This is a genomic window from Herbidospora cretacea (assembly GCF_001570605.1).
In the GTDB taxonomy this organism is placed as follows: domain Bacteria; phylum Actinomycetota; class Actinomycetes; order Streptosporangiales; family Streptosporangiaceae; genus Herbidospora; species Herbidospora cretacea.
The window spans coordinates 368,656-382,773 of sequence record NZ_BBXG01000001.1 but is presented as its reverse complement, the minus strand read 5'-3'; the positions used below and the strand labels follow the sequence as shown (position 1 = coordinate 382,773).

The following is a 14,118-nucleotide window of genomic DNA, read 5'->3' as shown; positions in this document are numbered from 1 at the left end:
TGAGGATTCGTGGCGATCGGTTCAGTTACTCCCAGTAAGTCACCTCCCGGGGTCCGGCCCGCGCTGCTCGTGACCCTGCTGGTCGCCCTGCTCGTCCTCGTCTGCCTGCTCTCCCTCGCCCTGGGCGCGCTCGCCGTCCCCCTCGGCCAGGTCGTCGCCGCCCTCACCGGGGGCGACGTGCCGTCGAACGTCGAGAACGTCGTCTGGTCGGTCCGCGGCCCGCGCACCGCCATCGGCCTGACCACCGGCCTCGCCCTGGGCCTCGGCGGCACCCTGATGCAGGCGCTCACCCGCAACCCGCTCGCCGACCCGGGCCTGCTCGGGGTCAGCGCCGGCGCGTCGTTCGGCATCGTCGTCTCGATCGTCGCCTTCGGCATCGCGACCCTGTACGGCTTCATCTGGTTCGCCCTGCTGGGAGCGGCGGCGGCCAGCGTCGTGGTGTTCGTGCTGGGCCGCATGGGCCGCTCGGGCCTCACCCCGGTGAAACTCGCCCTGGCCGGCATCGCCGTGACCGCGTTCCTGGGCTCGATGACCAGCGCGATGGTCCTCATGGACATCGAGGCCCTCGACCGCTACCGCTTCTGGTCGGCGGGCTCGCTCGCCGGGCTGAACGGCGACGTGGCCGTCCAGATCCTCCCGTTCGTGGTGGTCGGCTCTCTCCTGGCCTTCGCGTCGGCCCCGGCCCTGAACAGCCTCGCGCTGGGCGACGACGTGGCCACGTCGCTGGGCCGCAACCTGGCGCTGGTCCGGACCCAGGGCGTGGTCGCCATCATGCTGCTGACCGGCTCGGCCGTCGCCGCGATCGGCCCGGTCGTCTTCATCGGCCTGGTCGTGCCGCACGTGGCTCGGGCGCTGGCCCAGTCGGCCGGGCTCGGCCCCGACCACCGGTGGCTGCTGCCGCTGTCGGCGCTGATCGCCCCCACGCTGCTGATCGCGGCCGACATCGTCGGCCGGTTGATCGCCAGGCCGATCGAGGTGCAGGCGGGGGTGCTGATCGCGTTCCTGGGCGGCCCGTTCTTCATCATGCTGGTCCGCCGCAGGAAACTGGCGGAGGTCTGACATGGCGACCAAGACCGTCGAGCCCGGGAGCGGCGCGCACTTCCGGCTTGGGAGGGTGCCCGTCTCCGGGCGGCTGCGCCCCCGCCTGATCACCGTCTGCGCGGCCCTGGCCGCCGCGACGTTCCTGCTGGTCGCCTGGTCGGTGTCGATCGGCGACTTCCCCATCTCCTTCACCGACGCCATGCGGGCCGTCGTCGGCGTCGGCGACCCCGGCACGCTGCTGATCGTGCAGGAGCTCCGGCTGCCCCGGGCCGTCGTCGGCGTCCTGGTCGGGTTCGCCTTCGGCCTGTCGGGGGCGATCTTCCAGACGATGACGCGCAACCCGCTGGCCAGCCCGGACATGATCGGCTTCACCCAGGGCGCCGGCCTGGCCGTCGTCGCCGGGATCGTCTTCGGCTGGACCGGCACGGTCGGCACCCAGTTCCTCGGCCTGGCCGGCACGTTCGTCATGGCCTTCCTCGTGTACGTGCTGGCCTGGCGGCGCGGCACCACCGGCTACCGCATCATCCTGGTCGGCATCGGCCTCCAGTGGATGGCCCTGTCTGCCACCGACTACCTGATCGCCCGCGGCATGCAGTTCCAGGCGCACGCCGCCCTGGGCTGGCTCACCGGCAACCTCAACGGCCGCGACTGGTCCCAGGCCCTCCCGCTGGCGATCACCATGGCCGTCCTGGTGCCGCTCGCCCTGGCGCTCGGCCGCCTGACCCGCACCCTCCAGCTCGGCGACGACGTGGCCGTCGGCCTGGGGACGAGAGTCCAGTTCGTCCGGCTGGCCCTGCTCGTCACCGGCGTCGGCCTGGTCGCGTTCGGCACGGCGGCCGGCGGCCCCATCGCCTTCGTCGCCCTGGCCGGCCCCCAGATCGCCCAGCGCCTGGCCGGCACCGCCTGGCCTCCCCCGCTGGCGGCGGGCCTGACCGGCGCGCTGTTCGTGACCGGCTCCGACTTCGCCGCCGCCCGGCTGTTCCCGATGGAACTGCCGGTCGGCATCGTCACGGGCGTGCTCGGCGCCCCGATCCTGCTCTGGCTGCTCATCCGCGCCAACCGCGCGGGCTCAGGAGGCTGACCCCCGTGATCCTCATCCCCGAACTCCAGGCCGGCGGCCTCCAGCTCGCGTACGACCAGCGGGTCGTCGTCGACGACCTCGACGTCAAGGTCCCGCCGGGACGCGTCACGGCCATCGTGGGGGCCAACGCGTGCGGCAAGTCGACCCTGCTGCGGGCCCTGGCCCGGCTGCTCGCGCCGCGCAAGGGAGCGGTGGAGCTCGACGGGCGGGCCCTCCACTCGATCCCGACGCGGGAGCTGGCCCGGCGGCTCGGCATCCTGCCGCAGGGCCCGACCGCGCCGGAGGGCCTGACCGTCCTCGACCTCGTGACGCGCGGCCGGTCGCCGCACCAGACGTGGTGGCGGCAGTGGTCCAAGGCCGACGAGGAGGCCGTGCACAGCGCTTTGGCGGCGACGGGGATCGCCGACCTGGCGGGGCGGGCGGTCGACGAGCTGTCGGGCGGCCAGCGCCAGCGGGCGTGGATCGCGATGGCGGTGGCCCAGGGGACCCCGGTCCTGCTGCTGGACGAGCCGACGACCTACCTGGACCTGGCCCACCAGATCGACGTCCTGGACCTGATCCACGACCTCAACCGCAACGAGGGCCGGACCATCGTGATGGTCCTGCACGACCTGAACCAGGCCTGCCGGTACGCCGACCACGTGATCGCCATGAAGCACGGCCGCATCGTGGCCGAGGGAGACCCCGCCGACGTGATCACGGCGGCGAACGTGGAGGAGGTCTTCGACCTCCGCTGCCAGGTGACGACCGATCCGGTGAGCGGCACCCCCCTGGTCATCCCGATGGGCCGCCACCACACCGCATGACCGCTCTCGAAGGCGGGTAGAACTGCCCAAATGCCTTCAAATCGACGAGGTGGCCGATGGACGGCAGGAGCGGGTTAGAGGAGTACCAGGAGGCCCTCGCACCGGCCAACGCCGATCGAGGCGCCACGTCCACGCCGGTGCCCCCGCGCGTGCGCGGCATCGCCATCGGGCTGCTGGGCCTGATCGCGTTGGCGCTGGGGCTGGGCGTCATCCTCTACGACCAGTACCGGCAGGCCAACGACCTGCCGGCGTCGGGGACGATCGTCGAGGTCCACAGGCGCTCCGTCATCGTCGCCTTCACCTCCGCCGAGGGGACGCCCCTGCTCGGCGACATGCAGCAGCACGCCCGGGAACCGGCCCCCCGGGTGGGCGACCGCCAGGACATCCTCTACCTCCCGGGCGTGCATGCGGACGGCATGGTGTCCGCCTTCGACCCGACGGCCCCGGCGAGCGACCCGGCCTTCTGGTTCGTCACCGCCCTGGGCGTCGTGATCCTGGCGGTCGGGGCGCTGGAGTTCTCCGGCCGCGCGCCCTGGAAAAACGTCGTATGGCTGGACGAGCGCTCGATCGGCGCGCCCCGCCCGGCGGACCGGGTCTAGCGCTCCGAGGCGGCGGTCAGCCGAGGTATCCGCCCATCGTGCGGAAGTGGTCCGTCGCGGCGAGTTCCGTACCGTCGTCCAGCCGGACCCTCTTGAGGGCGAGGCCGTGGCGGCGGCCGTTGCGCGCGTCCGCGCCGGCCACGATGACGACCCCGTCGCCCTCGCGGATGAACACCCGCCCCGGCGTCCCCCCGTAGAACCCCTCCGAGACCGAGGCCTCGAGCACCCGCACCCGCTCCCCCTTGTACGAGGTGAAGGCGTTCGGATAGGGGTCCGACTGCGCGCGGACCAGCCGCTCCAGGTCCTCGGCTGGCCATGTCCAGTCGATGCGGCTGTCCTCGACGGCCCGCTTGTGGAAGAACGACGCCTGCGAGCGGTCCTGCGGCGTCCAGACCGCCCGGCCCGACTCGATCAGGTCCAGGCCCTCGTGGACGATCGGCGCGATCAGGTCGACGGTCGCGAAGAAGAGGTCCGTCGCGGTGTGCGTCGGCAGGACCGGCACCGACCGCTGGATGAGGATGTCGCCCGCGTCCAGGTCCTCGGTCATCCGGTGGGCCGTCACGCCCACCTCGGGCTCACCGTTGATCAGGGCCCAGATGATCGGTGAGAACCCGGCGTACTTCGGCAGCAGGGAGTCGTGCACGTTGAGGGTCCCGTGCGGGGGGAGGTCGTAGATCTCCGGCGGGAGCCAGGTCCGCCAGTTGTTGGCCACGATGACGTCGGCCTGGGCGTCCTTCACGGCCTGCAGTAACTCGGGGTCGGTGGGCCGGTTCCTGAGCAGCACCGGCACGTCGTGCGCGGCGGCCAGGTCGGCGACGCTGTCGTCCCAGATCTTCTCGTACGCGTGGTCGCTCTTCGGATGGGTCACCGCCAGCACGACCTCGTGCGACGACTCCAGCAGCGCCTGGAGGGTGCGGTGTCCCCAGGTCTGGTGTCCGAACATGACGACCCGCATGGTGGGGGCTCCCTCTCTGTCGGCCGATATTGCAAGGTAAGGCTAACCTTATTTACCATACGAGCGACAAGGGAGGCGATCGCGTGACCACGATGGTCTACGACGTTCTGGGGATCGGTTTCGGGCCATCGAACCTCGCACTGGCCATTGCCGTCGAGGAGCACAACGCGCAGGCCGCGCCGGGCGACCGGATGACCGCCGTCTTCCTGGAGAGACAGCCGCGCTTCGGCTGGCACCGGGGGATGCTCATCGACGACGCGACGATGCAGGTGTCGTTCCCGAAGGACCTGGTCACGATGCGGAACCCGGCCAGCGAGTTCAGCTTCCTCTGCTACCTCCAGGACAAGGGCCGCCTGGTCGACTTCCTGAATCAGAAGACCCTGTTCCCGCTGCGCGCGGAGTTCCACGACTACTTCGAGTGGGCGGCGGCGCGGATGGACCACGTGGTGACCTACTCCGCCGAGGTGACGGAGGTGAAGGCGGTCAAGGAGAGCGGCGAGATCCGCTACTTCGACGTCGTCACCGCCGACGGCCGGGTCCGCCGGGCGCGCAACCTGTCGGTCGCGGTGGGCCTGGAGCCGCATCTGCCGCCCGGGACCGTCCTGTCCGACCGGGTGTGGCACACCAGCGGGCTGGTGCCGAAGGTGGCCGAGAAGGTGGCCTCCGGCGGCGGGATCAACCGCGCGTTAGTGCTCGGGGCCGGTCAGAGCGCGGCCGAGGCGGTCGACTACCTCCACCGCACGTTCACCGACGCCGAGGTGTGCGCGATCTTCGCCAAATACGGCTACACGCCCGCCGACGACAGCCCGTTCGCCAACCGCATCTTCGACCCCGAGGCGGTCGACGTCTATTTCACCGCCCCCGCCGAGGTGAAGCAGTCGCTCATCGACTACCACCGCAGCACGAACTACTCCGTGGTCGACATGGACCTCATCCAGGCCCTCTACTCGACCATGTACCGCGAGAAGGTCCACGGCCACCAGCGGCTCCAGATGCTCAACGTCTCGCGCATCCGCGACGTCGAGGAGGGCCCCGACGGCCTGACCGTGACGGTCGAGTACCTCCCGACCGGCGAGCAGGTCACGATCGAGGCCGACGTCCTCGTCCACGCCACCGGCTACCGCCCCCACGACGTGGCGGCGCTGCTGGGCGAGGCGGGCAAACTGTGCCTGCGCGACGACGAGGACGCTCTCAAGGTGAGCCGCGACCACCGCGTCCAGTTCGCCCCCACGGTCACCGCCGGCGTCTACCTCCAGGGCGGCACCGAACACTCCCACGGCCTCACCTCGACGCTCCTGTCGACCACGGCGATCCGCGCCGGGGAGATCCGCGACTCCGTCCTCGCCCACCGCGGCGCCGTGGCGGCGCGCTGACGGAAAGACCCGCGGATCAGGCGGATCCCACCCCGTTCCGGTAGTCGCGGGGCGACAGGCCGTAGGCCGCCTTGAACAGGCGGCTGAAGTGGGAGGCGTCCGGGAAGCCCCAGTGGGCGCCGATGGCGCTGACCGGGCGGCCCGCCAGGAGGGGGTCGCGCAGGTCCCGGACGCAGCGTTCCAGGCGGCGTTCGCGGATCCACGCCGCCACGGTCGTCCCCTCGCCGCTGAACAGTTTGTGCAGGTAGCGGGTGGAGATGTGGTGGGCGGCGGCGATCCGGGCCGGGTCGAGACCGGGGTCGCCCAGGTGGCCCTCCATGTACGCCGTGATGCGCAGCAGCATCGCCCGCCGGGCGGCGTCGGGGTCGGCGGGGGCCAGTTCGAGGCGGTCGGCGAGCATGGTCGAGATCAGGTCGACGACGTTGGCGGCCAGGCGGGCGCCGCCTCTCGCCTCGACCTCGTCGAGCCGGCCCGCCAGGCGCAGCAGGAAGGGGGCGACGAGGGCGCCGATGCCGGTGTCGCCGGGGATCGGGGTCCCGGTGAGCCGGTCGACGTGGTCGTGGGACAGGCCCAGCATGGTGCGGGGGAACATCAGGACGACCAGGCGGGTGGGCTCGTCGAAGCCGAGCGCGTAGGGGCGGCCGGTGTCGTAGACGGCCATCTCGCCGGTGCGGACCACGACCTGGCGGCCCGACTGCTCCAACCGGCCCCGGCCGGTCACGACCAGGCCGAGTTTCAGGGTGTCCGAGGGGGCGGCGGAGACCAGTCTGGGGGTGCGCAGGGCCGCGTGGGCGGTCGTGTCGACGTCGATCACGTCGAGGGAGCCCAGAGTGGTGGCGCGAAGTTTTCCCTCAAATCGCTTCTCCGGAAAAACCGCCTCTAAAGGCACGAATGCCGTGGAAACCACGTCTTGCCAGAAATCCAGGCGCTCCTTGGCCGGGACGCCCGCGGTGTGGGCGGAATAGGGCATGTGAGCAAGGTTGGGATCCGGTGCGCTGTGCGTCAAGTCGTGTGCCGTCAGGTGCAAGACATCATCCGCGAGAGAAACTCACAATCGACGGCAAATGAACGCCGTCCTGGAAGTCAGCGCGCTCTCCGCCGGATATGGGGCCGAGCGCGTGATCCGCACCGTCACCCTGCGGGTTGAGCAGGGAGAACACCACGCGATCGTGGGCGCTCCCGGCTCGGGCAAGTCGACGCTGCTGCGCACCGTCGCCGGTCTGCACCCCGCGACACAGGGGACAATCCGCTATAACGATATCGATATCACCCGGGAAGCCCCGGAATGGCGTAAGGCCCGTGGATTGGGCCTCATGCCACAGAATCATCGTCTTTTCACCTCGCTCACCGTGGAGGAGAACCTTCTCGTCGGCGGACACTGGGCGGCCGCCGGGCCGTGGACCCTCGGGCGGATCTACGACCTTTATCCGACCCTGAAGGAGAAGCGCCGCGCCCACCCGAGAGCGCTCACGCCCGAGGAGCACCAGGCCACCGCCATCGGCCGCGCCCTCATGGCCAACCCCCGCATCCTCCTGCTCGACGCCCCCTCGCGGCTGGAGCCCCTGGACCTCCTCACCAAGGAGGGCCTCGCCGTCGTGGTGACGACCCGCGACACCCCCGCCCGCGCCTGCTGGGTCCACCGCCTCGTCTCCGGCTCCGCGACCACGACCCGCGCCGAGGCCGACTGCCCCCGCTGACCGGGCCGCGAAACACGGTCGACAGGACCGGGCGGCCACTGTCAGCCTTGCCGCACCATGTCGCGAGCGTAAGCACTCCCAGATCACCCGAGCAGGGGCTGCCGAGCCCCCTGTTCCGGCTGCCTCGAACCGGCGGCGCCCGTGCGCCGCTCCCCCGCCACGCAGGGCGGAAGAGCCGATGTGATCGATGGGACGGCGTCCAGGACGCCGGAAAGAGGACCTCTCACATGGAAATCCACGATTACGCATGCCATGACGCCGTCGGCCTCCGGAAGCTGATCGCCTCCGGCGAGGTCACCGGCGGCGAGGTGGAGACCGCCGCCCGCCGGGCCCTCGTCCAGGCCGACGAGACGCTCAACGCGCTGGCCGTGCCGCTGTTCACCCCGGCGCTCGACCACGCGGGCGACGGCCCGCTCGCCGGAGTGCCTTTCCTGATCAAGGACCACGGCCCGGTCGCGGAGGGCGTCCCGTTCTTCCTCGGGAGCCGGGCCGTCCCCGGTGTCGTCGCCCGCCACGACAGCGACCTGATGGCCCGCTTCCGGAAGGCCGGGCTGGTGACGCTGGGCCTGACCACCGTCCCGGAGCTGGCGCTCAGCTTCTCCACCGAGTCGCTCAGGCACGGTCCCACCCGCAACCCCTGGAACCTCGGCCGGGGCGTCGGCGGGTCGAGCGGCGGCGCGGCCGCCCTGGTCGCGGCGGGCGCCGTGCCGCTCGCCCACGCGAGCGACGGCGCGGGGTCGATCAGGGTCCCGGCCTCCTGCTGCGGGCTGGTCGGGCTGAAGCCGAGCAGGGGACGCGTCCCGTGCGGGCCCGACACGGGCGAGCCGATGCTCGGCATGGCCTGCGAGTTCGCCCTCACGCGCACCGTGCGCGACGCCGCCCACCTGCTCGACGCCGTCCACGGCCCGGGGATCGGCGACAAGTACACCGCGCCGCCTCCGGCCGGCCGCTACGCCGGCGAGCTGACGAGGGACCCCGGCCGGCTGCGCGTCGCGGTGACCACCGAGGCGTGGTCGGGCGCGCGGGTCGACGGCGAGGTGGCCGAGGCGGTGATCAGGACGGGGCGCGTCCTCGAGGGGATGGGCCACCACGTCACCCGGGCCAGCCCGGAGGTCGACTGGGACGCCGTCATGAGCAGCGCGGTCGCCGAGGCGGTCGCGATCGCCTCTTCCCTGCTGCTGGCGCCCCGGCAGCCCGACCCCGCCCGGATGGAGGCCGTCTCCCGCCAGGTCCTGAAGGTGGCCGGGGAGTACGGCGCGCTGGACCTGATGGCCGCCTTCGCCGCCCAGAACCGGGTCACCCGCTCGACGGCCCGCTTCTTCACCGCCCACGACCTGCTCGTCACCCCGACCCTGGCCCGCCTCCCCGCCCCCCACGGCACCCTCCGCTACGACGACCCCGATCACACCCTGACGACGTGGCTGACCTCGATGTTCGACTACGGCCCGTTCACCATGGTCTTCAACGTCTCGGGCCAGCCCGCGATCAGCCTCCCGCTGGGCCACAGCCGCGACGGGCTGCCCGCCGGCGTCCAGATCGCCGCCCCGTACGGAAGAGAGGACCTGCTGTTCCGGATCGCCGCCCGCCTGGAGGAGGCGATGCCGTGGAAGGACCGGTTTCCGGGTGGAATATCGGGTCAGCCGGGTGGGTTTCCGCCGGTATGACGACAACCAGAGGCCGTGTCCGGCTGGAGCCGACGGCCAAGCGTGTGCGGGTCTACCTCGGTGGCCTGCCGGTGGCCGACACGTCGTCGGCGCTGTTCGTGTGGGAGGCGCCCTACTACCCGACCTACTACTTCCCGCTGAAGGACGTGGCGCCCGGGGCGCTCAAGGAGTCGGGCCCCGGCCCCCACTCGCCCTCGCGGGGCGACGCCACTCTCTACACCGTCACCTCGGGAGGCAGGGAGGCGACCGGGCTGGTCTACGCCGACTCGCCGATCGAGGAGATCCGGGAGTACATCCGCTTCGACTGGGACTCCATGGACTCCTGGTTCGAGGAGGACGAGGAGGTGTTCTTCCACGCGCGCGACCCGTACACGAGGATCGACATCCTGCCGTCGTCGCGGCACATCCGGGTCGAGGTGGACGGCCAGACCGTCGCCGAGTCGCGCAACGGGCGGATCCTCTTCGAGACCGGGCTGCCGGCCCGCTACTACCTGCCGAAGACCGACGTCAGGTTCGACCTGCTGGAGGCGACCGACACGGTGACGCACTGCCCCTACAAGGGGTCGGCGGAGTACTGGTCGGTGAACGGCCGCGAGGATCTCGCCTGGTCCTACCGGACGCCGCTGCCGGAGAGCCAGAAGATCGCCGGGCTGGTCGCGTTCTACAACGAGAAGCTCGACATCTACGTCGACGGTGAGCTGGAGACCCGGCCGAAGACCAAGTTCTCCTGATGATCGAGATCCCGGGCGGGGTGATCCTGCTCCGCGACGAGGCGAGCAACACCGGGTGGACGGTGGAGATCGAGCCGTTCCTGCTCGCCGCCTGCCCGGTGACCCGGGAGGAGTTCCACGGCGTCCCCGGCGACCGCCGCCCAGTCACCGACGTCTCCTGGTTCGACGCCCGCGACTACTGCGAGCGCCACGGGTTCCGGCTGCCGACCGAGGCCGAGTGGGAGTACGCGTGCCGGGCCGGGTCCCGGGGCGACCGCTACGGGGACCTCGACGCCATCGCCTGGCACGCCGGAAACGGGCACGGCGAGGTGAGGGAGGCCGGGCTCAAGGAGCCCAACGCCTGGGGTCTGTACGACATGATCGGCAACGTCTGGGAGTGGACGTCCGACCTCTACGACCCGGAGGTCTACGGCGAGTACCGGGTCTTCCGGGGCGGCGGCGCGCACGACGGCCCCAGGGCGCTGCGGGCGTCGTGCCGCCGCAAGAGCCACCCGACGTTCAAGATCGACGATCTCGGCTTCCGGGTGGCCCGTTCTATGCCGCGAACAGCAGCATGAGCCCCGTCACGGTGTAGACGACCATCAGGACCAGCAGCGGGACCTGGCCCGCCACCGCCGTCCGCCGGGGGAACAGCACCAGCGCCCGGTCGTGGGCCAGGGCCGTGCCGAGGACGTGGCCGATGACGATCAAGGTGACCTGGAGCATGGCCACGGCCGCGGGCGTCAGGAACGCCGACTGGATGGTCCAGTCGGCGGTGCCGAGCCAGTTGGCGCCGGTCACCAGGGGGTCGGACAGCAGGGCGAGGGTGCGCTGGCCCTCGTACAGGAGCAGGGTGAAGTAGTGGGCCACGATGTAGCCGATCGCGATCGGCACGATCGAGTGGGCGATCTCGCCCGCCGTCCGGCCCTGCTCGGCCATCCCGCGCCGCCCGGCCAGCCGGGTCGACAGCAGGTACGCGCCCAGCACGAGCAGGATCACGACCACCAGCCCGAAGGTCCCCGTCACCGGCGCCGGGAGGCTGTTCTCCTGGACGAACCTGACCCAGAACGGGGCGTTGGAGACGCTGTCGTACATGGTCGAGCCGAGCAGCACGATCACCAGGACGGTGAGGCCCGGCGCGGGGCGCAGGGTCGCCATGCCGTCGAGGGGGTTGCGCCACACCAGCACGCCGTCGTCCCGGCGGGCGATCGGTGAGAGCCGGCCGGCCAGGTCGCTGTAGACCTCGAACGTGTCGCCCTTGTCGAACCACCTCACGCCGTAGACGAGACCGCCGGCGAGCATCGCGAGGGCGTACAGGGAGAGCCATCCCCCGATGACGGGCAGCGTCACGCGCCCGGGGGCGACCAGCTCCAGCCAGACGAACGCGAAGAGGCCGGCGGCGGCGGGCCAGTAGCCCACCGCGTCGGGCAGCGGCCGGGACGACCGCTCGCCCCGGACCAGCAGCACGACGGTCCGCAACGGGTTGAACAGCCGCCAGACGCCGCCGAACAGCAGCGACAGCGGCACCAGACCGACCCAGAACAGGACGTAGACCACCCCGGCCACCGGGTTGTCGGCGTCGTCGGGGCCGAAGAACCCGATCAGGAAGTACGCCGTCGCTACCAGGCCGACGGCCCGCCACACCCACTCGGGCACCCGCCACTGGAGGAACCCCGGCAGCGGCCGGGCGTCGTCGAGGCCGGCGCCGAGCCGGGGCTCCCGCCAGAGGAACCCCAGCGCGGCGAACGACACCACGAGGCAGATGATCGCGCCGATGAGGGCGGCGGAGAACGGGATGGGCAGGTCCTGACGGCCGCCCACCCCGTGGGCCAGCAGCATCAGCTCACCACGAGCTGGAAGAGCTGGAGGTCCTGGTCGTGCGTCTCCACCTCGAACAGCCCTGTCGTGTCGGCCAGGAACGAGATCACCGAGGGGTGGTTCGGCAGCAGGGTCGCGGCCTTGTCGTACCCGTGGACGTGCGCCTCGTCGGCGACGTCGCTCGTCACGGTGATCTTGACGCCCTGGTTGAGGCGGACCTCGATCCGGCCGGGGGGCGGGCTGACCTTCTTGCCGGAGATCGTGACGGTGATCTCCTTGATCGGGCCGACCGCGGCGGCGGGACCGCCGGTGGCGCAGCCCGTCAGCGCCAAAACCGCCACGAACAGCGCGGCGAGGAATTTCATGGGGTTCTCCACTTAACGTTTCTTCGCGCTGACCTTGGTCGCGGCGTTCTTCGCGGGATTGCCGGACTTCCCGGCGGACTTCCCGGCCGGCTTACCGGCGGACTTCGGGCCGGGCTTCTTCGCCGGCGGCCGCCGCATCGCCCGCGCCAGCAGGAACACCACGCCGACGCCCAGCACGACCGGGATCAGCCACACCAGCGGGCTGTCGTCCCCGGTGGCGGGCGCCGCCACCGGGGACGGCGCCGCGCTGGGCGCGGTCGTCGGCAGGACCTGGGTCGACGTGGTGGTGTCCGTCGTCGGCACGGGCGCCTGCTGCTGGTTCCGGTCCTGCTCGTGGGCGGCCTCCAGCGCGGCGAGCAGACCGGGGTCGGGGCCGTGGTCGGGCGCCTTCCAGCCTTCGGGGGCCTTGGTGGGCTTGCCGGCGTAGGTGAACTTCAGCTGGCCCTTGACCTGCTCGCCGTCGCTGGCGATCGAGAGGTAGTCGACGGAGTACTCGCCGGCCTTGGGCCAGTAGGCCACCGGGAGCTCGACCGAGTAGCCCTCGTGGTAGAGCCTGGGCTCCCACTTCCCGTCGACCAGGAAGAGCTCGGTGACCGGCTCGTCGAGCCGCTTCGTCGCCCCGACCAGCCACGGCTTCTCGACGCGCTTCCCGTCCGGCCCGGTCACGGTGAAGTGGGCGTTGCGGGGCGGCGCCTCGGTGAACCACATCGTCAGGGTCTGGACCGGGTCGGCGAGGGTGCCGCCCTTCTCGGGGGTCGACTCGACGAGCTGGCCGTGGGCGAACGCCGGGCCCTCCAGGAGGACCGTCGTCGTGCCCAGGCAGAGCACCGCGATCAGCAACCGGGCCAGCCATCTCGTCATCGGGACACGTCCTCCAGTCCGAGCGCGACCAGGCGGTCGCGCGTCCAGGCGAGCTCGGCGGCCAGCCCGGCCACCAGGCCCGCGTCACCCTGCGGGCGGCGGTCCTCGGGGAGCACCTGCCAGGTGTAGGTCTCGACCTCCACGTGGTCGGTGACCGCCCGGGGCCCGCCGAAGAGAGCCTCCAGCGTGCTGTTCAGGACGCCGCTCGTGCTCGACAGCGGCGGCTCGGGGTCGGCGTGCAGCGGCAGGTGGAAGTGCACCCGCCACGCGTCGTCCCCGGGCAGGCCGGCGAGGGCCTCGTCGAGGTCGTCGCACGAACCGCCGCCGCGCTCGCGCGTCTGGTGCAGGAACCGCTCCTCGTGGAAGGCGGCCAGCTCCTCCTTCGCGGCGGCGGGGTCCTCCACGTGCAGGGCGCAGGACGCCTGGGTCTTCACCACCGGCAGCCCGGCGTCCTCCAGCCTGGCCAGCGCCTCGACCGGGTCCTCGAACTGGACGGCCAGGTGGCAGACGTCCAGGCAGACGCCGAGCCAGTCGTGGTCGAGCGCGGCGAACTCCGCGCACGCCTGCTCGACGGTCTCCACGACGCAGCCGGGCTCGGGTTCGAGGGCGACCCGGATGGTCCGGCCGCTGGAGGCGGCCAGCTTGGCCAGCCCCTCGGACAGTTCGGTCAGCCTCGTCCGAGCCTGGGCCGCTCGTGAGGCATCCCAATCGGTCCGCCAGGCCAGGGGCAGCGTCGAGACGCTCCCCCGCGCGGCGTCCTCCGGCAGCAGCCCGGCCAGCACCGAGGCGCAGTCGAGCGTGTAGCGGAGGCGGTCGTGGGTGGTCCAGTCGGGGACGTACACCTTCCGCTTCACCACCGGGTCGTGGAACCCCCGGTAGGGGAAGGCGTTGAGCGTCACGACCTCCAGCCCCCGGGCCGCGAGCTCGCGGCGGAGCCGGACCACCTGGACCGGGTCCTCCACCAGGGCGGTCGCGACGTCGCGCGCCAGCCACAGGCCGAGGCCGAGGCGGTCGACGCCAAGGGCCTCCCTGACCGGCTCGCCGAACCGGGCGAGCTGGCCGAGGACGCCTTCCAGGTTCTCGGCGGGGTGGACGTTGGTGCAGTACGCGACGTGCACCGTCGAGCCGTCGGGATGGCGGAGCCGCAT

At 71.7% G+C, this 14,118-nt stretch carries 15 protein-coding genes; 9 read left to right on the top strand and 6 right to left on the bottom strand.

Annotation, left to right across the window (positions count from 1 at the left end):
* The first annotated feature begins 9 nt into the window (after positions 1-9).
* Genes AW270_RS01015 through AW270_RS01000 form a run of 4 tightly spaced genes read left to right on the top strand, consistent with a single transcriptional unit; the run spans position 10 to position 3,527 of the window.
* Entirely contained in the window at positions 10-1,059 is a 1,050-nt protein-coding gene (locus AW270_RS01015) for a FecCD family ABC transporter permease (protein ID WP_245674517.1), read from the top strand.
* Position 1,060: 1 nt separating this feature from the next.
* A complete protein-coding gene (locus AW270_RS01010; RefSeq protein ID WP_061289268.1) occupies positions 1,061-2,122 on the top strand; it encodes a FecCD family ABC transporter permease in 1,062 nt (353 codons plus the stop codon).
* Positions 2,123-2,136: 14 nt separating this feature from the next.
* A complete protein-coding gene (locus AW270_RS01005) occupies positions 2,137-2,928 on the top strand; it encodes an ABC transporter ATP-binding protein (RefSeq protein ID WP_439649030.1) in 792 nt (263 codons plus the stop codon).
* 56 nt (positions 2,929-2,984) lie between these two features.
* Positions 2,985-3,527: a hypothetical protein gene (locus AW270_RS01000; RefSeq protein ID WP_061289261.1), complete on the top strand. Its 543-nt coding sequence runs from the start codon at positions 2,985-2,987 to the stop codon at positions 3,525-3,527.
* Between the two features lie 16 nt (positions 3,528-3,543).
* On the opposite strand, the gene AW270_RS00995 is transcribed toward AW270_RS01000, so the two are convergent.
* Positions 3,544-4,482, bottom strand: a complete 939-nt coding sequence (locus AW270_RS00995) for a methionyl-tRNA formyltransferase (RefSeq protein ID WP_061289259.1) — start codon at positions 4,480-4,482, stop codon at positions 3,544-3,546.
* 92 nt (positions 4,483-4,574) lie between these two features.
* Between AW270_RS00995 and AW270_RS00990 the strand changes: the two genes are divergently transcribed.
* Complete coding sequence (locus AW270_RS00990; protein ID WP_061290116.1) at positions 4,575-5,855, top strand: lysine N(6)-hydroxylase/L-ornithine N(5)-oxygenase family protein; 1,281 nt, start codon at positions 4,575-4,577, stop codon at positions 5,853-5,855.
* 16 nt (positions 5,856-5,871) lie between these two features.
* Here the strand turns inward: AW270_RS00990 and AW270_RS00985 are convergent, their stop codons facing one another.
* On the bottom strand, positions 5,872-6,825 hold the full coding sequence (locus tag AW270_RS00985) for an AraC-like ligand-binding domain-containing protein (RefSeq protein ID WP_061289256.1): 954 nt from the start codon (positions 6,823-6,825) through the stop codon (positions 5,872-5,874).
* A 94-nt stretch (positions 6,826-6,919) separates the two neighbouring features.
* On the opposite strand from AW270_RS00985, the gene AW270_RS00980 reads away from it, so the two are divergent.
* The 4 genes from AW270_RS00980 (at position 6,920) to AW270_RS00965 (ending at position 10,504) form a co-directional block, all read left to right on the top strand.
* Positions 6,920-7,552: an ATP-binding cassette domain-containing protein gene (locus AW270_RS00980; RefSeq protein WP_061289254.1), complete on the top strand. Its 633-nt coding sequence runs from the start codon at positions 6,920-6,922 to the stop codon at positions 7,550-7,552.
* 227 nt (positions 7,553-7,779) lie between these two features.
* A complete protein-coding gene (locus AW270_RS00975; RefSeq protein WP_061289252.1) occupies positions 7,780-9,216 on the top strand; it encodes an amidase in 1,437 nt (478 codons plus the stop codon).
* A complete protein-coding gene (locus AW270_RS00970) occupies positions 9,213-9,947 on the top strand; it encodes a DUF427 domain-containing protein (RefSeq protein ID WP_061289249.1) in 735 nt (244 codons plus the stop codon). Before AW270_RS00975 ends, AW270_RS00970 begins: the two co-directional genes overlap by 4 nt.
* Positions 9,947-10,504, top strand: a complete 558-nt coding sequence (locus AW270_RS00965) for a formylglycine-generating enzyme family protein (protein ID WP_061289246.1) — start codon at positions 9,947-9,949, stop codon at positions 10,502-10,504. The genes AW270_RS00970 and AW270_RS00965 overlap by 1 nt, the downstream gene beginning before the upstream one ends.
* Here the strand turns inward: AW270_RS00965 and AW270_RS00960 are convergent.
* From AW270_RS00960 to eboE, 4 genes are read right to left on the bottom strand one after another with little or no spacing between them, the layout of a single operon-like run.
* Entirely contained in the window at positions 10,482-11,765 is a 1,284-nt protein-coding gene (locus tag AW270_RS00960; protein WP_061289242.1) for a hypothetical protein, read from the bottom strand. The two genes, AW270_RS00965 and AW270_RS00960, sit on opposite strands and share 23 nt — an antisense overlap.
* Entirely contained in the window at positions 11,765-12,109 is a 345-nt protein-coding gene (locus AW270_RS00955) for a YajG family lipoprotein (protein WP_061289239.1), read from the bottom strand. Before AW270_RS00955 ends, AW270_RS00960 begins: the two co-directional genes overlap by 1 nt.
* Positions 12,110-12,121: 12 nt before the next feature.
* Positions 12,122-12,970: a copper resistance CopC family protein gene (locus AW270_RS00950; RefSeq protein WP_061289236.1), complete on the bottom strand. Its 849-nt coding sequence runs from the start codon at positions 12,968-12,970 to the stop codon at positions 12,122-12,124.
* Entirely contained in the window at positions 12,967-14,118 is a 1,152-nt protein-coding gene (gene eboE, locus AW270_RS00945) for a metabolite traffic protein EboE (RefSeq protein WP_061289233.1), read from the bottom strand. Before eboE ends, AW270_RS00950 begins: the two co-directional genes overlap by 4 nt.